Here is an 18,556-nt window from a genome sequence, read left to right on the forward strand (position 1 = left end):
TTCCCGTTGCCGGGGGCGGCTCTTACCCGTTCCGCTCTCGGATGCGTCCGAGGGAATCCCCGCTGGCGGCCTCAGCGGACCGAATCCAGCAGGAGCCGCTGTTCGGTCCGCTTCACCTCGTGTTGGACGTCCCGGACCGCGTCGATGTTCGCCGAGATGGAGGAGACCCCCTTCTCGACGAGGAACTCGACCATCTCGGGCTTCGAGCCGGCCTGCCCGCAGATGCTGGTGTCGACGCCGAGCTCCCGGCACGCCTCGACGGTGTCGCCGATGAGCCGCAACACGGCCGGGTGGAGCTCGTCGAACCGGTCGGCGACGTGCTCGTTGTTGCGGTCGACCGCGAGCGTGTACTGCGTGAGGTCGTTGGTGCCGAAGGAGGCGAAGTCGATGCCGGCGTTCGCCAGCTCCTCGATCTGGAGCGCGCTGGCGGGCGTCTCGACCATCACGCCCCAGCGGTGCGTCTCGGGGTCGATCCCGGCCTCGCGCATGTGTGCCGTGATCCCCTCCACGTCGGCCGCGTCGTTGACGAGGGGGAACATCACCTCCAGGTTGTCGTACCCCATGTCGTAGAGGCGCGCGAACGCGGCCAGCTCCTGGCGGAACGGCTCCGACTTGTCGAGGCTCCGCCGGATCCCCCGCCAGCCGAGCATCGGGTTGTGTTCGGCCGGCTCGCCCTCGCCGCCCTCCAGTTCGCGGAACTCGTCGGTCGGCGCGTCGATGGTGCGCACGCGGACCGGGCGGGGGTAGAACTCGTCGGCGACGCGCCGGACGCCCTCGATGAGCTCGTCCTGGTACGCGCGGGCGCCGCGGTCGGCGATGTACCGCTCGGGCGTCTTCCCGAGCGAGAGCACCATGTGTTCGATCCGGAGCAGGCCGACGCCGTCGGCGCCCGTCGCCGCGGCGCGCTCGGCCGCCTCCGGGATCGAGACGTTCACCTTCACCTCCGTCGCCGTCATCGGTTTGACGGGCGTCTCGGGACGCGCGGCCTCCACCGGCTCGAACTCCTCGCCGGGCTCGGCCGACTCGGACTCGCCGGCCCGGATCGTCCCCTTGTCGCCGTCGAGGGTGACCTGCCGGCCGTCCTCGAGGACCCGCGTCCCGTTGCCGGTACCGACGACCGCGGGGACGCCGAGCTCGCGGGAGATGATCGCCGCGTGGCTCGTCATCCCGCCCTCGTCGGTGACGATGCCGGCGGCGCGTTTCATCGCGGGCACCATGTCCGGCATCGTCATCTCCGTCACCATCACGTCGCCCTCCTGGACCTGATCGAGGTGGTCGAGCTTGTGGACGATCCGGACGGCGCCGGAGACGACCCCCGGGCTCGCGCCGAGCCCGTCGACGAGCACGTCCGCGTCGTCGTCGCCGTTCGAGGCGGTCCCGCGGTCGGGGCCGTCGTCCGTCACCCTCCCGTCGCCGTCCGCGGTTGCCGCGCCGGCCTCGTCCGCGCCCGCTTCGCCGCCGGCGTCCTCGCGGATCGTCGTGATCGGGCGCGACTGGAGCATGTATATCTCGCCGTCGTAGATCGCCCACTCGACGTCCTGGGGAGCGCCGTAGTGGGACTCGACGCGCTCGCCGAGCTCGACGAGGTCACCGATCTCCGCGTCGGAGAGGACCCGCTCGTGTCGGCGCTCCTCCTCGACGTCGAGCTGGACCGTCTCGCCGGTCTCCGCGTCCTTCACCATCTCGACCTTCTTGTCCGCGACGGTTACCTTGTCGACCGCGCCGCGCTCGCGGTCGTACACGTAGTTGTCGGGCGAGACGGTGCCGGAGACGACCGCCTCCCCGAGCCCCCACGCCGCCTCGATGGTGACCTGCGGCTCGCCCGTCGAGGGGTGGCTGGTGAACATCACGCCGGACTTCTCGGCGTCGACCATCCGCTGGACGACGACCGCGATGTCGACCTCCGAGTGCGGGAACCCGCGCTGCTGTCGGTAGTAGATAGCGCGCTGCGTGAAAAGCGAGGCCCAACACTCTTTCACGCGCCGCAGGAGGTCCTCCTCGCGGACGTTGAGGAACGTCTCCTGCTGTCCGGCGAACGAGGAGTCGGGCAGGTCCTCGGCGGTGGCCGAGGAGCGCACGGCGACGAACGCCTCCTCGCCGTCCTCGCCCATCGCCCGGTACCGGTCGAGGATCTCCTCGCGCACCGGCTCGGGGAACGGCGTGCCGAGGATCAGCTCCTCCGCGCGCTCCTCCGCCTCGCGGAGCGCCGCGGAGTCCTCGGGGTCGACGTCGACCGCCTCGAACAGCTCGTCGTCGATCCCGGCCTCCTCGATGAACGTGCGGTACGTCCCCGCGGTGACGGCGAACCCCGGCGGAACCGGGAGCCCCGCACCGATGAGTTCCCCGAGCGACGCGGCCTTCCCGCCGACGGTCCCGACGTCGTCGGCATCGACGTCCTCCAGCAAGCGTACTGCCATTCGTGTGTCCGGAGGATCCGCGAGCCGACGTATGAAGCTTCCGGCAGCCGCACCGATGAATAAAAGATTACTCGCCGCCGAGTTATCACCGCGAGTCGGAGTGGACACCCCGAATCGCTGAGCAGCGGCTTCAGTTCGGAACTCCTTCGGCGGTGACTGCGGCAATCCCGGTCACAGCCTCCCAGATCCGGACATGGATACTTCGCTGCTCACACGTTACCTCCGGTCCTTCTATCCCCCTGTCCGCACTCGTTGGGCGACCACGTGAACGGACGAGCGCTACACGGGAGTCCGACGGGACGACAATGTCTGTCGGGGTCCAGAGCAGGGCCGCGACGAGACCGCCGCGGCCGCGAGCGAAAACAAGGGCCGAAGGTCGGGGACAGCGAACCGACACGCGGTTCGTACCACTCGGTAACGGTCGGACTTGTCTATACTTACCTTCGGTTTTGCGATCGGATCCTGTAACTTGTTACAGCGTATGTAACAGCTGTTCCCGCAAGCGTCCGGCGTGACTCGGTCGATCGGTCGCCGACCCCGACCGGCGCCGCTCGCTCCGATCAGTCGCCGCCGAGCCGCCGACGCTCGTCGCGGAGGAGCCGCTCCCAGAGCCCGAACAGCGCGCTGTCGAGGCCGTACGCCTCGTCGACCCGGCGGACCCAGCGGTCGTCGCCGAACAGGTGTCGCTGGAACCGCCGGACCTCCGGGGAGAGCCGGTCGCGCTCGCCGCCGTAGTAGGACAGCGACTCCTCGCGGGTCCGCGCGACGAGGCCGTCCGGCACCTCGACCCCGTCGGCGGCGGCGACGCGGTCGAACCACTCGAGGTGGAGCAGCGAGTCGGCGAGGAGGAACCGCTCGCGGAAGCCGTCGACCCGCGACAGCGCCGGCGCGCCGTCGATCCGCACGTCGGTCGGCCGCGAGAACCGCGGCGCGGTCGCGGTCACGGACGCGCGCTCGGCGACCGCCCCGGCGACCCGCCGCAACCGCCAGTCGGCGTACCGGACCGGCGCGATCAGGGCGAGCTCGTACCACGTCGGCAGCCACTCGCAGTACGGCTCCGAGAACGCGCCGTCCGCGAGCAGCGTCGTCGCGACAGAGCGCGCCTCGGCCGGGGTCAGCTCGTCCGGGGCCGCCCGGAGGCGACGGACGGTCCGGTCGCCGTCGAGCGCGTCGACGCCGGGGAAGCCCATTCCCTCGGCGACGGCGGTCGTGTACGCGCGGCCGGCCGCGTACCAGGCGGCGAAGTCGGTGGGCGCCGTCAGCCGCAGGAGTCGAAGGACGGTGATACTGATCGGAGGGGCCCCGCCGAAATAACTCGGTCGGTCAGCCGTCGACGCGGGCCAGCGCGTCGCCGAGCGAGACGCCGTGGTCGGAGCGAACGGCCACGGCGTACACCACGCCCGCGGCGACGGCGGCGAAGGCGACGGCGAACGCGACCCCGGCGAACGAGAGCGGACCGAACACCGGGAGCCCGGCGGCCCACGCACCGAGGACGACGCCGGTCGCGAGCGCGAGCGCGCCGAGGGCGGTCCGCCTGACGTTCGCCGTGTCCGGTTCGATCTCGATCACGAGTTCGTCCGGCAGGTCCGAGGTCAACCGCACGGTCCCGTCACGGTCGTCGAACTCGACGAGCCCGGCGTCGGCCATCTTCGGGCAGTGGAACTGCCGGAGCGACGTGTACACGCTCTTCCGCTGGTCGTAGTCGACGTCCGCGGGGTCGACGCCGTTCTCCCACGCCGCGATCCGTCGGGAGGCGTCCGACAGCGCCGCCGCCTCCTCCGCGCGGAGGTGTCGCCACAGGAGGCGTCGCCGGCGGTTCCCGAGCAGTTCCAGGAGCTCGTTCGCGCAGACGCGATCGCCGTCGGCCGGCGCGTCGGGATCGCGGTCGGGCTCGCCGCCGCCGTCCACGGCGCCGTCGTCCGCGCCGCCCGTTCGCCGCGCCGTCCGCCCTTCGGCGTCGGCCGCGCTCCCGCTCCCGGCGTCCGTCACGCCGGCCGACCCGGCGCGGTCCGTCGGGTCCCGCGCCTCGGGCGACCCCTCGACCCCTCCGGCCGGTCGTGCTCCCGCGTCCACTCGTCCACCGAATGACATGTTATATCTTCACACGACCTGCGTTCAAAAAATTACCGGCGAGACGGTCGTTTTGAACGCGCGTCTGATCTCCGTGTCACGCGCCTCGACCGTCTGAACGCGGGTCGGGCGGCGGGGCGCGGTCCGCCGGATGGCCGGACTCGTCGGTCCGGCGCGTCTCCCGCTCGGCGCCGGCGGCGGTCCCCGTCTCGTCGCCGGTTTCCGCCGGGTCGTCCGATCCGTCGAGCGCGTCGTCGAGCCCCCACTCGGCGGCGCGGTCGCGGGCCTCGGCCCGCGCCTGCTCGCGGATGGCGTCGATCCGCTCGTCGTCGGCGAGGAAGGCGGCGACGGCGTCGTCCTCGTCGGCGCCGTCGCGCAGGCGCTCATCGGGTGCCGCCTCGCGGGTCCGCTCGGCGAGGGCGGCGTCGTCGGCCAGCTCGGTCGCGGCCGCGTCGGGCGCGACGCGCAGCGCGCCCTCCTCGTGGGCCGCCGCCAGCCCGCTCGCGTCGACGGCGTACAGTTCGACGCGGTAGGGGCCGGGGACCGCGAGCTCGGCGAGCGCGTCCGGGCCGCCGCTGTCGGTCACGGTGTTGTACGCCAGCACGGGCACGCCGTCCTCGAAGGTGATCACCCCGCGAGCCTCGCCCGACAGCAGCAGCGTCTCTTGGGGCACGAGCGTCGCGTAGCCGGTGAGCCCGCGGTCGAGCGCGCGCGAGAGCGTCGTTCCCACGTCGGAGACCACCCGCGAGCGCAGCAGCGTCCCCCGCGGGATGGTGAGCGCGGGCGGCTCCGAGCCGTCGCCTTCCGAACCGTCGCCGTCCCGGCGCCCGCTCATGGCGTGTCGGGGACGACCGCGCTGCGGAACCGGTCGGCGACCGCGTCGCCGTCGCCGTCGCGCACGTCGAGCCGGTCGGCGGCGCGCCGGTAGCGCGCCGCGGCCTCGCTCTCAGGGGCGTGCGCGAGCAGGGGCTCGCCGGCCCGGCGCGCCGCCCGAACGGCGTCGCTCTCGGGGACGTTCGCGAGGACGGGACCGCCGAAGTGGCGCTCCGCCTGCGCGGCCACGTCGTCGGCCTCGTCCCGGACCTTGTTGAACAGGACGCCGGCCGTCTCGGTACCGTACGACCGCGCGTACTCCTGGACCTTCAGCCCGTCCGAGAGCGCGGGGATCGTCGGCTCGACGACGACCACGACGCGGTCCGCGAGCACGACCGGCAGGACGGCCGACTTCGAGCCCAGCGCGGCCGGCGAGTCGAGTAAGAGCACGTCGGTGTCGCGCGCCAGCTCCGCCACCACGTCGCGGAGCCGCGCCGGCTCCGCGGCCTCGAAGCCGGCCAGCGAGGTGCCGCAGGGGACAACCGAGAGCCCGAACCGCTCGTACATCGCCTCGCTCACGTCCGTCGCGGTCCCCTCGACGAGCAGGTCGTGGAGGGTGACCGCCGCGTCGTCGAGCCCGGCGTGGAAGAGGAGGTTCGCCATCCCGGTGTCGGCGTCCACGACGGTCACGTCGTGGTCGGCCGCGAGCGCCATCCCGAGCGCGAGCGTGCTCGTCGTCTTCCCCGTGCCGCCCTTCCCGCTGGCGACCGCGAACGCCTCGACCATACGCCCGCTCGCCGGGCGCTCCGAATAAATCCTCTCCATCGCGGCCGCGGTGGCGCCCCCTGCCGAGCGGCCGCCGCAGTCCGTCCGTCGACGGTCGTCTCCGCCTTCCGTCCACCGAGCGTTTTTGCTCGCTCGGCACGCCACCTCGGTATGGTCGAGACGATCTCCGCCGACGAGTTCCGCGACAGGATCGACGCGCGCCGGCGCGGCGACCGGTCGTTCACCGTGGTCGACACGCGACCCGAGGAGAGCTTCGAGGGGTGGCGCGTGGCGGACGCCGTCCACTACTTCTACAAGCCGTTCCACGAGTTCGACCTCGCCGACTTCGAGCGCGAGACCGGCCTCTCGCCCGACGACAGCGTCGTCACGCTCTGCGCGAAGGGGAAGGCCTCGGACGACTTCGCCGCCGAACTCGCCGCGGCGGGGTACGAGGACGTGACCGTCGTCGCCGACGGGATGCGCGGGTGGTCCGCGGTGTACGACCGGACCGACGTCCCGCTCCCCGACGCGCTCGACGACGCCCCGCCGCTCGACCTCGTCCAGGTCCAGCGCCGCGCGAAGGGGTGTCTGGGCTACCTCGCCGTCGGCGGACGCGAGCCGGGCGAGGCCGACCACGTCCCAGCGGGCGCACCCGCTGACGACGCCGACGGCGCCGACCGCGTCGCCGTCGCTATCGACGTCTCCAGACACGGCGACGAGTGGGTCGCGGCGGCCGCGGAGCGCGACGCCTCGATAGCGGCCGTCCTCGACACGCACGTCCACGCCGACCACCTCTCCGGCGGCCGCGCGCTCGCCGACGACCTCGGCGTCCCGTACTACCTCCCGGCCGCGGCCGCCGACCGCGACGTGGCGCACGCCTTCGAACCGATCGGGCGCAACGAGACGCTCGACGTCGGCGGCGTCGACCTGAAGGCGCTCGCGACGCCCGGCCACACCGACGACGGCGCGAGCTACCTGATCGGCGGCGCCGCGGTCCTCACGGGCGACACGCTGTTCACCGAGGGCGTCGGCCGCACGGAGCTCCAGTTCTCGGCGGGCGGTGGCGACGAGTCGGCCGCCGGCGGAGACGGCGACGAGGGCGCCGCCGGCGCGGCTCGTCGGCTGTACGACTCGCTCCACGGGACGCTGCTCGCCGAGCCGGACGACGTCGCCGTCTGCCCCGGTCACTTCGCCGTCGCGAACGACGGGACGACCGGCGGCGCCGAGCCCGGCGACCCCGTGTTCACGACGGTCGGCGACGCGCGCCGGGGGATCGAAGTCCTCGACCTCGACCGCGACGATTTCGTCGACCGGATCACCCGGACGCTGCCGGAGAAGCCGCCGAACTACGAGTCGGTGATCGCGGCCAACCGCGGCGTCGAGTCGCCGCCGGACGAGACCGCGGCGATCGAACTCGAACTCGGCCCGAACCGCTGCGCGGCCGAGCCCGACGCCGCGCCCGCCGCTGACGACGACTGAGAGGCGGCGCGGCCGCCCCGCAGGGCGGCCCGCCTACTCGTCGTGGATGAAGACGAGCCGCTTCGACTCCGTGTTGACTAAACAGAGGTCGATCCCGTCCCGGGTCGCGCCGATCTGCTGCCAGCCGTGGTCGCTGACGAACAGCGTTTGGAAGACGCCGCGGTCGCAGTCGGGGTTCGGACAGCCGACCCCTGCCGCGTTCTTGTAGACGGTCGTTCCGCCGCCCGAACTCTGTCGCACCAACCCGTCGGTCAGCGACCGGAACTCCTCCGCGGACATCGGACTCTTCCCGTCGTCTGTCATGTCTCCGCGTTCGCGGCCGACCGCCTAAAAACCGCCTACCGTGGCAACTGCTGACATACATCTCGGCGCGGGAGGCGGTCCGGCGCTCACTCCGCGTCCCGCTTCGCCCGCTCCGCGTGGGCGTCCGCGAGCCGCGTCGGCTCCGGGAGCTTGTACCCCGCGCACAGGGCCGCAACGAGGGCGACCGCGGTCTCCGACGAGACGCGGTGCCCCGGGCTCACGTACAGGGGGTTCACGCGCCTGCTGTTCGGGTACTGTCGCGACTGGAACGCGTGGCCGATGACGGTGCCCGGCTCCGCCGTCTCCACCGCGTGGTCCGCCCTGATCGGCGTGCGCCAGCCCTCGGGCCGCTCGTCGGTCCGCTCGTCGGGCTCGCCACAGAGGAGGCTCTTGGCGACGCCGACGCTGGGCACGTCGCGGAGGACGCCGACGTGCGTCGCGAGCCCCGCCTCCCGGTAGTGGATCCGGCCCGAGCCGTCACAGACCAGCAGGTCGGGGTCGGCGTCGAGCGCGTCGAGCGCGGCCAGTATCGGCTCTCCCTCGCGGAAGGCGAGCAGCCCGGGAATATACGGGACCGACAGCGGCGTCGTCGCGCTCGCGTACTGGACCACCCTCCCGCCTCGGAGCGCGACCGCGGCGGAGACGGCGGCGTCCGGGCGACCCTCGCCCCGGCCGGTGAGGAACGCCTGATCGACGCCGACGACGGTGGGTGCGTCCTCGCCGCCTCCTTGGGGTTCGGCGTCCGCCGGCCCCGCACCGGCCCCTAGCCGCTCCTGCGCGTCGCTGCGCGCCGGGGGGAGCCCGTCCGCGAGCGAGGCGCCTTCGTCGACCGCGACGGCGACCGGGTCGGGCGCGCCGTCGTCCGCGAAGACCGCGGCGGCCGCGATGTCGCGCTGGAGGGCCTCCATCTCCCCGCGCGACAGCGACGGGTCCGGACGTAACTCGGGCCGCGCGAGGTCCATCAGAAGCGCCCGCCGGGACCGCCCGGACCGCCGGGGCCGCGCGGGCCGCGGGCGCCGCCCATCGAGACGCCGCCCATGCCGCCCGCGGAGCGCGCGAGCCCCTCGTTGCGCTTGCCGAACGCGAGGCCGATGGCGAAGCCGATCAGGTGCGCGAGGTGCGCGATGCCGCCGGCGGCGCCGCCGCCGCCGGCTTGGAGGCTCTGGACCACGAGCACCGCGGAGATCAGCGCGATTCCCCACGTGAGGTACTTGATCTTCATCGGAACCACGAAGAAGAGGAGCACCTGCATGTTCGGCCGCCAGACGGTGAGCACGCCGAGAATCGCGAACCCGGCGCCGCTGGCCCCGAGGATCCCGGCGAGGGGGGCGTTCGTCGCGATCGCGAAGAGGACGTGGCCGAGCCCGGCGACGATCCCGGACGCGAAGAAGAACGCGACGAACTTCTTCGACCCCACCGCCCGCTCGACGAGCGGGCCGAAAAACAGGATCACGACGCTGTTCCCGATGATGTGATAGAGGCTCACCGGCGAGTGTGAGAGCACGGAAGTGATCACCGTCCAGACGTTTCCGAGCGCGTCGGGCTGGAGGACGAACAGGGTGTCGTGGAGCCCTCGGGCGCCGAGGCCCCAGAACACGATCAGCTGTGCGGCGAAGGTGACCCAGATCGCCGCGAGGATCGCGTACGTCGCGTTGTTACGGAAGTAGCTGATCAGCCCGCCGGTGCTGGTCTCGTGGTCGATCCGCCGTTTGACCTGATCGACGACCCCCGCGGACGCGCCGCCCGAGCGGGAGCCGCCGCCCGACCCGCCCTCGACGCTCTCGTCGAACCCGCTGTCGAAGACGCCGCCGGGGTCGTCCCACTCGGCGAGGCCCGGGCAGTCGTGGTTCTCCGGGAGCCGGTGCTCGGCGCAGAACGTCTGGCCGCACCGCTTACACTGGTACGGGAGGTTCTCGTACTCCCCGCACTCGTCGCACGTCGCCATTGCCCGCACTTACGGGGGCGGTCGTAAAGCGGTTTGGCTCCGCGCCGGCCCTGACGGACGCCCGACCGCGACGGACGCCTGACCGCGCGACGAGCCGGCGGCTGGCGGGCGCTCGAACCTGTCGGCGGCGCGTCGCTCAGTCCAGCAGCCGCGCGGCGACGACCGCGACGGCGACCCCGGCGACGGCGACGCCGACGAGGGTCGGGACGAGCCGGCCGGACCCCCACTCCCAGCCGAGGAAGCGGGTTCCGACGACCGCGACGAGGGCGATCAGGAGGCCGAACGCGGAGACCAGCGGCGACTGATTCGATCGGAGGAGGGCCGTCTCACCCATCAGGTTCGACGGCGCCGGTGAAAAATATTCGTCCCGTTCGACCGAGCGACGACTCCCTACGCCTCCGAGTCGACCGCTCGCAGCCCGTCGACGAGGTCCCTGAGCGTCGCGAGCGGGTACTGTCCGGGCGCGGTCGCGTCCGCGGCGTCGACGGGCGCGTAGCCGATCTTCGACCCGTACAGCGGGGTGACCGCGCGAGTGTGCCGGCCCGGCTCGCCCATGCACATCGTCGCGACGCGGTGGCCCGCCGCGGTCGCCTCGTGGGTCGCCTCGATCATCGCGAGCGCGTCGCCCGGCGCCGTCGCCGTCGTCGCCAGCTTCCCCACGTCGCCCTCGCTCGCGGCCTCGGCGAGGAGGTCGACCAGCGCGGCGGGCTCGGGCGTCGACTCGAAGTCGTGGACGGACGCGACGACCGCGACGCCGGCCTCGCGGGCCGCCTCGCGCAGCGCGGTCGCGTGCGACGCCTCGGCCGGGTCCGGGTGCGTCCCGCGCAGTGCGGCGAGCTCGACGTCGACCGCCGCGACGGCGTCGCGACCGATCGCGTCCGAGAGCGCGTCGTAGCGGCCGAGCCCCTCCGCCTCCCCGCCCTCCCACGACGCCCGGTTCGTGACGAGCAGCGGGAGCTCGCCGTCGTAGCCCGTCAGCTGGTCGAGCGGGTCGCTCGCGAGGTCCATCCGGAACTCGACGGCGTCGGCGTGCTCGCGGGCGGCCGGCTCCGCCGAGAGGTCCGCCGTGCTCGCGGCGAGAACGTACTCCTCGAACATAGGCGGGCGTTCCGCGGGCGGGGACTTAGCTGGTCGGGTTGGCGGGAGCCCGCGGGAGCGGGGAATCGAGGAAGAGCGCGCGAGTTACGCGACGAGGCCGTCCTCGGCCTCCAGCAGCTCGTGGTAGCGGTTCCGGATGGTGACCTCGGAGATGTCGGCGACCTCCGAGACGGCCGCCTGCGTCGTCTTCTCGTTCGTGAGCAGCGCGGCGGCGTAGACGGCGGCCGCGGCGAGGCCGACCGGCGACTTGCCCGAGTGGACGCCCTTCTCCTTGGCGTTGCGCAGGAGGCTCTTCGCGCGCATCTCGGACTCCTCGGAGAGCTCTAGGTCGGAGGCGAACCGGGGGACGTACTGCTCGGGGTCGGCCGGCTTCACTTCGAGCTTGAGCTCGCGGACGACGTATCGGTACGTCCGGGCGATCTCCGCCTTCTCGACGCGCGACACGTCGGCGATCTCGTCGAGCGAGCGCGGGACGCCGGCCATCCGGGCGGCGGCGTACACGCAGGAGGTGGAGACGCCCTCGATGGAGCGGCCGGGGAGGAGGTCCTCGTCGAGCGCGCGGCGGTAGATGACCGACGCGGTCTCGCGGACGTTGTCCGGGAGGCCCTGCGCCGAGGCCATGCGGTCGATCTCGCCGAGCGCCTGCTTGAGGTTGCGCTCCTTGGAGTCGCGGGTGCGGAAGCGCTCGTTCCACTTGCGGAGCCGCTGCATCTTCTGCCGCTGGCGCGCGCCGAGCGAGCGGCCGTACGCGTCCTTGTCGCGCCAGTCGATGTTCGTCGAGAGCCCCTTGTCGTGCATCGTGTTCGTGGTCGGGGCGCCGACGCGGCTCTTCTCGTCCTTCTCGCGGGAGTCGAACGCGCGCCACTCCGGGCCGCGGTCGACCGAGTCCGCCTCGACGACGAGGCCGCAGTCGCTACAGACCGTCTCGCCGTGCTCCTCGTCGTTGATGACGTGGCCGCCGCACTCCGGGCAGCTCAGCGTCTCGTCGGTGCTCTCCGATTCCTCCTCGTTCGTCTCCGTTCGGGAGCGACTCCCCCGTGTGTGTAGTCGTTCACTCATAGCTCGGTTGCCCCCGGAAACTGAAACTGCCCGAGAGCGATCTTGGTTTACCGTCGGCAGAACACAACTTAAAACGACCGGAACGTGTCGCTCGAATCCCGGCGAAAAGACACGATCTATCACGCGTTTTCGCCGCTCTCGCAGTCGACGGCGACGCGCCGTCACGCGCCCTCGAACCCCGCCTCCCGCGGCCCCCGGGACCGAAACCGTTGACACGGTCGCGCCCGGAGCGTTTCCTATGTCCGCGCCCCGCGTCGTCTCGCTCGCGCCGAGCGCGACCGCGACGGTCGCCGCGCTCGGCGGGGCCGACCGCCTCGTCGGCGTCACCGCCCACTGCGACCTCTCCGAGGCCCCGAACGCCGGGTTCGCGCACGGCGCCGACGCTCCGACCGCCGTCGGCGGCTGGCTGAACCCAGACCTCGACCGCGTCGTCGACCTCGACCCCGACGTCGTCCTCACGAGCGACGGGCTCCAGGCCGACCTCGCCGACGACTGTCGCGAGCGCGGCCTCGACGTCGCGCACCGCGAGCCGGCGACCCTCGACGACGCCCTCGACGGGTTCGCCGCCCGGGGGAGCGACGTCGGCCGCCCCGAGGCCGGGGAGCGACTCGCCGCCGACGCTCGCGAGCGCCTCGACCGGATCGCCGAGGCCGTCGCCGACCGCCCCCGCCCGACCGCGTACTGCGAGGAGTGGTCCGACCCGCCGATGGCGGCCGGCAACTGGGTCCCCGACGCCGTCCGCGCCGCGGGCGGGCGCTACCCGTTCGTCGACCCCGGCGAGCGCTCCCGCGAGGTCGACCCCGCCGCCGTCTCGCGCGCCGACCCGGACCACGTCGTCGTCCACGTCTGCGGGCGCGGCGACCGCGTCGACCCCGCGGCCGTCGCGGCGCGCGACTGGATCGACGCCCCCGTTCACGTCGTCGACGACTCCCTGCTCAACCAGCCGAGCCCCGCCCTCGTCGACGGCGTCGAGCGCCTGGCGCGGCTGCTCCATCCCGACGCGTTTTCGACCCCGGGCGACGACGGCCGACCATGACGACCCTGCGAGTCGGCGTCGGCAGCGGCAACCCGGTGAAGCGGCGCGCGGTCGAACTGGCCCTCGGATCGGCGGCGGACGCCGATCTCCCCGGCGCCCCGACGGGTGTCGCCATCGAGTCGGTCCCCGTCGACTCCGACGTGAGCGAACAGCCTCGGGGCCACGCGGAGACGATCGCCGGCGCCGAGAACCGGGCCGCGGCCGTCCTCGAAGCGGCGCCGAGCGACGGCGAGGCCGCGGCGTTCGACCTCGGCGTCGGCGTCGAGGGCGGCGTCGCGGGGTTCGACGGGACCGACGACCGCTACCTGATCATGTGGGCGGCGGTGACCGACGGCGACCGCGTCGGCCGCGGGGCCGGCCCGAGCCTCGCGCTCCCGGCGAGCGTCGCCGCCCGCCTCGCCGACGGGGCCGAGCTCGGCCCCGTGATGGACGACCTCCTCGACACCGAGGGCGTCGCGGAGCGGGGCGGCGCCGCGGGCGCGCTCACCGCCGGCCGCGTCGACCGAGCCGAGGCGCTCGCCGCCGGCGTGAGCGGCGCGCTCGGCCCGTTCGTCTCGGACCTGTACTGAGCGGCTCGCGGCGCCGCCGCCGGCGGTCGGCGCGGTTCGAACACTGTACCCAAACGCGGTCGCGGAGCGGCGCTCTCGCTCCGGTTCCGGGACGAAACCGCACGACAGCGGCGTGTTAACCCCGTCTACCAACCGGCTTATGTCGGACGCCGGCGTGGGTCGGGTATGAGCACTGCCCAGTTGGACGCGGTCGCAGTCGAATCGAGCGGCCTCTCCGCGAAACAGTCGCGGATCCTGCGGTACCTCCGCGAGAACGCGGGCGACCGGACGTACTTCAAGTCGCGGCTGATCGCCGACGACCTCGGTCTCTCCGCGAAGGAGGTCGGCGCGAACATGAGCGCCGTCGCCGACGCGGCCACCGACATCGACGTCGAGAAGTGGGGCTACTCGTCGGGGACGACGTGGATGGTGACGGCCTGACGGCCGGCCGCGCGGATCAGGGGTCGTACGAGACCAGCGACGCCGCGTCGTCGGCGACGGCGACCGCGGCGGCGTCGAAGGAGTCGGCGTACCGGACGACGAGCGTGAGCAGCCGCTCCGGCTCGGTCAGCGCGTAGCCGTCGGTCCGGTCGAGGAGGCCGGCGCGCTCCAAGTCGGCCGCCGCCGCGCTTATCGCCGGCCGCGAGACGCCGAGGGCGCTCGCGAGGTCGGCGCCCGTCGCGTCGGGGTCGCGCAACAGCGCGAGGATCATCCCCCGCGGCGTCTCGCGGCGGAGGTAGCCGAGCGCCCGCTTGTCCGTCTCGTCGAACCGGCCGGCGGGGAAGAACCGCCGGTAGTCGTCGTCTTTCACCGACTCTATCGCGCCAGCCTCCTCCAGCTTCCGGAGGTGGTACTGCGCCTCGCCGGTGCCGAGTCTGAGGTCGTCGCGGAGCTTCGAGAAGTGCGCGCCGGGGGTCGTCGGCACGTAGCCGCGGATCGCTTCCCGCGTCTCGTTCCCGTCGCCCCCCTCGTCGTCGGCGCTCGCGGTCCCGACGAACGGCGCGGCCGCTCCGACCGCGGCGAACCGTCGGAGCGTCTCGCGCTTCTGCCCGTCGAACCCCTCTGTCACAGTCCCAGTAGCCTACGCCGCGACAAAAGCACTTCGCTCGTGACAGGACCCCGGCGGAAAACGCGGTCTTCGGCGGCGGTTCGCGGCGATCTACTCCTCTTTCTCGACCTCGGCGGGCGCCTCCTCGTCGTCCATCTCCTGGATGACCTCGTCGGCGGACCGGATGTTCGCGCCGGCGTCGCCCGCCTTCACGGCCTCCGCCTCCTTCTCTAACTCCTCGACGTTCATCTCCGCGGACTCCTCGATCTGGCCGAGGATCTCGTCGATGTCGTCGAGCCCGAGCATCTTCCGGGTGTCGGCGTCGAACTCCTTGCCGTCGAGCCCCTCCATCTGCTGGACGTCGGAGCCGGAGAGGGCCTTGCCGTAGCGGCCGACGAGGCTGGTGAGCTCCTGCGGGAGGACGAACGTGGTGGACTCGCCTTTCCCGATCTCTTCGAGCGTCTCCATGCCGCGCTCGATGATGGCGCGCTCGCCCATCGACTCGGCCGAGCGGGCGCGGAGGACGGTCGAGATGGCGTCCCCCTGCGCCTCCAGGATCTGGCTCTGCTTCTCCCCCTGCGCGCGGATGATGTTCGACTGCTTGTCACCCTCCGCCTGCTCGACGGCGGAGCGGCGTTCCCCCTGCGCTTCGAGGATCATCGCGCGCCGGCGGCGCTCGGCGGAGGTCTGCTGCTCCATCGCCTGCTGGACGTCCTTCGAGGGGTTGACCTCGCGGACCTCGACGCTCTCGACGCGGATCCCCCACTCGTCGGTGGGCTCGTCGAGTTCCTTGCGGATCTTCGCGTTGATCTCCTGGCGCTTGTTCAGCGTGTCGTCGAGCTCCATGTCGCCGAGGACGGCCCGCAGGGTGGTCTGCGCGAGGTTCGAGACGGCCTTCTTGTAGTCGTCGACCTCGAGGAACGCCTTCTTGGCGTCCATCACCTTGATGTAGACGACCGCGTCGGCGGTCACGGGGGAGTTGTCCCGCGTGATCGCTTCCTGCCGCGGCACGTCCAGCGTCTGGGTGCGCATGTCGAACGGGTACGTCCGCGAGACGAACGGCGGGATGAGGTTGATACCGGGTTCGAGCAGCTTGCGGTACTCGCCGAAGACGGTGAGCGTCTTCTTCTCGTACGCGTCGACGATCTCGAACGACTGCCAGAGCGTGACGACGACGAGCAGCAGCGCCAGCAGACCGACGCCGACGAGCCCGAGACCGAGTCCGGCTTGGAGGGTGATCGGATCCATACCGCCACTTAGACCATCGAACGGTTAATAGTTCGCCCGCCGGCACCCCGATCGCAACGCCGTCCCCCGGTCCGCTCCCGGCGCCCCCGTCGATCCCCTCACTCGTCCGCCTCGAACTCCGCGGCGACATTTCGCAGGGCCGCGCGGAGCTGCCGCTCGTTGAACCGGCGGATCACGGGCGCGCCGACCCTCGTGAGCGCGTTCTCCGGCAGGCCGTACGTCGCGGCGTACGTCAGCTCCGTCCCGCCCTCGACGGGGACGAGCCGGAGGTCGATGGTGCCGGTGAGGCGCCCGCGGAGTTCGAAGCGATGACGCTCGGGAGGATCGTGGACGGTCTGGACGATCTCGCCGTCGATCCCGACGCCCGCCATCCGATAGGTGTACGCCAGCCGCTTCCCGCCGTTCTCCAGCGGCTCGACGTCCCGCACGTCCGCGAGCCCGGGCGTGATCGCCGCGTGGTTCTCGGGGTCGTCGAGGAACGCGAACACCGCCCCCGGGTCGGCCGCGACGGTGACCGCGTCGCTCGCGGCGAACGGGTCGTCGCTCGCCACGGACGGGCCGCCGCCCGCGTCGCCCCCGTCGGTCATGCGCCGTCGCGATCGGCCGCCGACGCTCGGGTCATCCGTCCGACCGGGGGTCGACGTACGCCTCGACCAGCTTCCGCTCGGCCGCGCGGAGGTGCTGGTGGAACGTCTGTCGGGTGATCCCCATCCGATCGGCGATCTCGGAGCCGTCGACCGGGCGCGGCCACTCGAAGTAGCCGTTCAGCTCGGCGGTCTTCAGCGCGTCGCGCTGCCGGTCGGTGAGCCGCTCGTCGACCGCGGCGGCGAACTCGGCGACGGTGCGGTCGCGGCTCTCGCGCTCGACGCGCGACCGGAGCTCGACGCCCTCGTACTCGTCGCGGAACACGTCGAGGATCGACCGCACGTCGTGCTCTGGCGGCGCCTCGATCGTGAGGGTCGCCTCGTCGCCCGTGGCCGTCGCCTCGGTGACGACGCCGCCGTGAGCGGCCAGCTGGGTGAGCGGCGGCGAGTCGGTGACGGTGACGGCGAAGCTGACGCCGTCGTTCGTCTCCGAGACGGTCCGCATCGACTCGACGAGCGGGAGCGACGCGAGCTCATCGAGGTCCAGGCCTTCGCCGTCGGCGCGGAAGTACAGCTCGCACTCGTCGTCTTCGAGCCGCGTCGTCCCGAGGTGTACTACCTCCCCGCCGACCGCGTCCGCGATCCGCGCGAGCGCCGCGGTCTCGTCACGGATCCCGACCACGAGCTCCACCACCCGGTCGGTGGTGAGGATCTCCGTCGTCTCGATGGAGTGGAGGCCGTTCGCGATCATCTTCCCGACCGACTCACACACCCGCCGCTCCCGGCGGGCTAGGACATCCGCCCCGTTGCCGTAGATCCCCAGCAGGCCGTACTGCCGGTCGCCGTACGTGAGCGGCACGACGAGGAGCCGGCGGCCGCCAGCGGACTTGGGTTCGAGCGGCCCGTCGGCGGCGTCGTCTATCGACCCGCTGTGGAGCTCCTCGGTCTCGATCGCCTCCTGTACCTCCGCCGGCGTCTCGGCGACGTCGTACGACGCGCCCGGCTCGACCGACACGCCGCTCGCCGCGCGGATCTCGAGCCGGCCGGTCGCCGACGAGACCTCGCCGATCCAGCCGCCGGCGTACCCCGGCTCGCCGGCGATGACCTCGCAGACGCGCTCGGAGATGACCCCCGAGTCGCGGTTCTCGACGAGGATGCGGCTGATGTCGCTGAGGAGGCCGTTCACCCGGCCGAGAACCCTGTCGAGCGAGCGCCGCTCGGTCGCCAGCTTCTCGGCGCGCTCCTCGGCGAGCCGCTCCGCCTCCTTCCGGTCGCTGATGTCGTTCTGGAAGCCGACGTAGTGGGCGAGGTCGCCGTCCTCGTCGTAGACGGGCGCGACGGTCAGCTCGTTCCAGAACGGGGTGCCGTCGCGTCGGTAGTTCCGGATCTCGACGGTCACCTCCTCCTCGTTGCCGATCGCCTCCGCGATCTCGTCGACGGTCTCCGGGTCCGTCCCCGGCCCCTGAAGGAACCGCGGGTTGCGACCGAGCGCCTCCTCGACCGGGTAGCCGGTGTGTTCCTCCCAGGCGTCGTTGACGTACACGAGCGGGTAGTCCGGGAGGTCCGGGTCGCTGATGCTGATCCCGATCGGCGCGTCCTCGACGGCCCGCGTCACCTCCGACGCGGTCGGTTCGTGGTCCGACACGTCCTGGCGGGTCTCCGAGGCGGAGACGCCGGAACAGACGGTCGACACGTCGGAGACGAGCCGGTCGATCGACGCCGACCCGTTCTTCTGGAGGAACCTGTCGACCCCGTTCTCGAAGGCGGCCTCCGGCACGCCCTCCTCGTCGGTCGCCGTGAACATCACGACGGGTACGCCGGCGTCGGACTCCTCGATCGCGGTCGCGAGGGCCACGCCGTCGTCGCCGGCCAGCGCGTACTCGCTGACGACGCAGTCGTACTCGCCCGTCGTCGCCTTCGCGACCGCGGACGCCGCGGTGTCCGTGCGCGTCACGTCGAACCCCGCGGCGCCGAGCGCAGTCTCGATTCGATCGCTCCCCTCCTCCGGGTGGACGAGGAGCGCCCGAGCATTCGCCATGAGCAGCAGTTCGCACCCGTACGGGTTAATGCTTACCTGTCTTCCGAGGACCTGAATCGCCGCCGGCTGCGCGGTCGGTGTCCCGAATAGATCGTACATTGGCGG

The 18,556-nt window shown here is 72.3% G+C and carries 19 protein-coding genes; 4 read left to right on the top strand and 15 right to left on the bottom strand.

Annotated features, from left to right (window positions below):
• Window positions 1-71 precede the first annotated feature (71 nt).
• From ppsA to EXE50_RS07760, 5 genes are all read right to left on the bottom strand, one after another.
• On the bottom strand, window positions 72-2,417 hold the full coding sequence (gene ppsA, locus EXE50_RS07740) for a phosphoenolpyruvate synthase (protein WP_137704771.1): 2,346 nt from the start codon (window positions 2,415-2,417) through the stop codon (window positions 72-74).
• A gap of 560 nt (window positions 2,418-2,977) precedes the next feature.
• Window positions 2,978-3,607: a hypothetical protein gene (locus tag EXE50_RS07745; protein ID WP_053771682.1), complete on the bottom strand. Its 630-nt coding sequence runs from the start codon at window positions 3,605-3,607 to the stop codon at window positions 2,978-2,980.
• A gap of 133 nt (window positions 3,608-3,740) precedes the next feature.
• The gene (locus EXE50_RS07750; RefSeq protein ID WP_121599210.1) at window positions 3,741-4,508 is read right to left on the bottom strand and encodes a hypothetical protein; all 768 of its coding nucleotides are present in this window, start codon (window positions 4,506-4,508) and stop codon (window positions 3,741-3,743) included.
• A 76-nt stretch (window positions 4,509-4,584) separates the two neighbouring features.
• Window positions 4,585-5,322 carry a hypothetical protein gene (locus tag EXE50_RS07755; RefSeq protein WP_240471140.1) on the bottom strand — a complete coding sequence of 246 codons (738 nt, stop codon included), beginning with the start codon at window positions 5,320-5,322 and terminating at the stop codon, window positions 4,585-4,587.
• The gene (locus EXE50_RS07760; protein ID WP_053771680.1) at window positions 5,319-6,086 is read right to left on the bottom strand and encodes an AAA family ATPase; all 768 of its coding nucleotides are present in this window, start codon (window positions 6,084-6,086) and stop codon (window positions 5,319-5,321) included. Before EXE50_RS07760 ends, EXE50_RS07755 begins: the two co-directional genes overlap by 4 nt.
• 150 nt (window positions 6,087-6,236) lie before the next feature.
• On the opposite strand from EXE50_RS07760, the gene EXE50_RS07765 reads away from it, so the two are divergent.
• Window positions 6,237-7,544, top strand: a complete 1,308-nt coding sequence (locus EXE50_RS07765) for a rhodanese-like domain-containing protein (protein ID WP_053771679.1) — start codon at window positions 6,237-6,239, stop codon at window positions 7,542-7,544.
• A gap of 33 nt (window positions 7,545-7,577) precedes the next feature.
• On the opposite strand, the gene EXE50_RS07770 is transcribed toward EXE50_RS07765, so the two are convergent.
• The 6 genes from EXE50_RS07770 to EXE50_RS07795 all read right to left on the bottom strand — a co-directional run bounded on the left by EXE50_RS07770 (window position 7,578) and on the right by EXE50_RS07795 (window position 11,949).
• Window positions 7,578-7,847, bottom strand: coding sequence for a hypothetical protein (locus tag EXE50_RS07770; protein ID WP_053771678.1), 270 nt, complete (start codon window positions 7,845-7,847; stop codon window positions 7,578-7,580).
• Window positions 7,848-7,933: 86 nt separating this feature from the next.
• Window positions 7,934-8,809 (bottom strand): endonuclease V, encoded by an 876-nt coding sequence (locus EXE50_RS07775; protein WP_053771677.1) that lies wholly within the window; start codon window positions 8,807-8,809, stop codon window positions 7,934-7,936.
• Window positions 8,809-9,792 carry a rhomboid family intramembrane serine protease gene (locus EXE50_RS07780; RefSeq protein WP_053771676.1) on the bottom strand — a complete coding sequence of 328 codons (984 nt, stop codon included), beginning with the start codon at window positions 9,790-9,792 and terminating at the stop codon, window positions 8,809-8,811. Before EXE50_RS07780 ends, EXE50_RS07775 begins: the two co-directional genes overlap by 1 nt.
• 136 nt (window positions 9,793-9,928) lie before the next feature.
• A complete protein-coding gene (locus EXE50_RS07785; protein ID WP_053771675.1) occupies window positions 9,929-10,126 on the bottom strand; it encodes a hypothetical protein in 198 nt (65 codons plus the stop codon).
• 56 nt (window positions 10,127-10,182) lie between these two features.
• Window positions 10,183-10,890 (bottom strand): type I 3-dehydroquinate dehydratase, encoded by a 708-nt coding sequence (locus EXE50_RS07790; RefSeq protein ID WP_137704772.1) that lies wholly within the window; start codon window positions 10,888-10,890, stop codon window positions 10,183-10,185.
• A gap of 84 nt (window positions 10,891-10,974) precedes the next feature.
• A complete protein-coding gene (locus tag EXE50_RS07795; RefSeq protein ID WP_004596489.1) occupies window positions 10,975-11,949 on the bottom strand; it encodes a transcription initiation factor IIB family protein in 975 nt (324 codons plus the stop codon).
• Between the two features lie 238 nt (window positions 11,950-12,187).
• Here EXE50_RS07795 and EXE50_RS07800 point away from each other — a divergent pair, with 238 nt between their 5' ends.
• The 3 genes from EXE50_RS07800 to EXE50_RS07810 all read left to right on the top strand — a co-directional run bounded on the left by EXE50_RS07800 (window position 12,188) and on the right by EXE50_RS07810 (window position 13,974).
• A complete protein-coding gene (locus EXE50_RS07800) occupies window positions 12,188-12,985 on the top strand; it encodes a cobalamin-binding protein (RefSeq protein ID WP_137704773.1) in 798 nt (265 codons plus the stop codon).
• Entirely contained in the window at window positions 12,982-13,554 is a 573-nt protein-coding gene (locus EXE50_RS07805; protein ID WP_121599202.1) for a DUF84 family protein, read from the top strand. Before EXE50_RS07800 ends, EXE50_RS07805 begins: the two co-directional genes overlap by 4 nt.
• Window positions 13,555-13,719: 165 nt before the next feature.
• Window positions 13,720-13,974: a hypothetical protein gene (locus EXE50_RS07810; protein ID WP_053771671.1), complete on the top strand. Its 255-nt coding sequence runs from the start codon at window positions 13,720-13,722 to the stop codon at window positions 13,972-13,974.
• Between the two features lie 16 nt (window positions 13,975-13,990).
• Here EXE50_RS07810 and EXE50_RS07815 read toward each other — a convergent pair whose 3' ends face one another.
• The 4 genes from EXE50_RS07815 to EXE50_RS07830 form a co-directional block, all read right to left on the bottom strand.
• Window positions 13,991-14,602, bottom strand: a complete 612-nt coding sequence (locus EXE50_RS07815; protein ID WP_121599201.1) for a MarR family transcriptional regulator — start codon at window positions 14,600-14,602, stop codon at window positions 13,991-13,993.
• 90 nt (window positions 14,603-14,692) lie between these two features.
• Window positions 14,693-15,829 (bottom strand): SPFH domain-containing protein, encoded by a 1,137-nt coding sequence (locus tag EXE50_RS07820; protein WP_053771669.1) that lies wholly within the window; start codon window positions 15,827-15,829, stop codon window positions 14,693-14,695.
• A 98-nt stretch (window positions 15,830-15,927) separates the two neighbouring features.
• Entirely contained in the window at window positions 15,928-16,416 is a 489-nt protein-coding gene (locus EXE50_RS07825) for an SRPBCC family protein (protein ID WP_137704774.1), read from the bottom strand.
• Between the two features lie 31 nt (window positions 16,417-16,447).
• Entirely contained in the window at window positions 16,448-18,451 is a 2,004-nt protein-coding gene (locus tag EXE50_RS07830; RefSeq protein WP_121599199.1) for a bacterio-opsin activator domain-containing protein, read from the bottom strand.
• Window positions 18,452-18,556 lie beyond the last annotated feature (105 nt).

Origin of the sequence: Halorubrum sp. ARQ200 (genome assembly GCF_005435115.1) — an archaeon.
GTDB classification, from domain to species: Archaea; Halobacteriota; Halobacteria; order Halobacteriales; family Haloferacaceae; genus Halorubrum; species Halorubrum tropicale.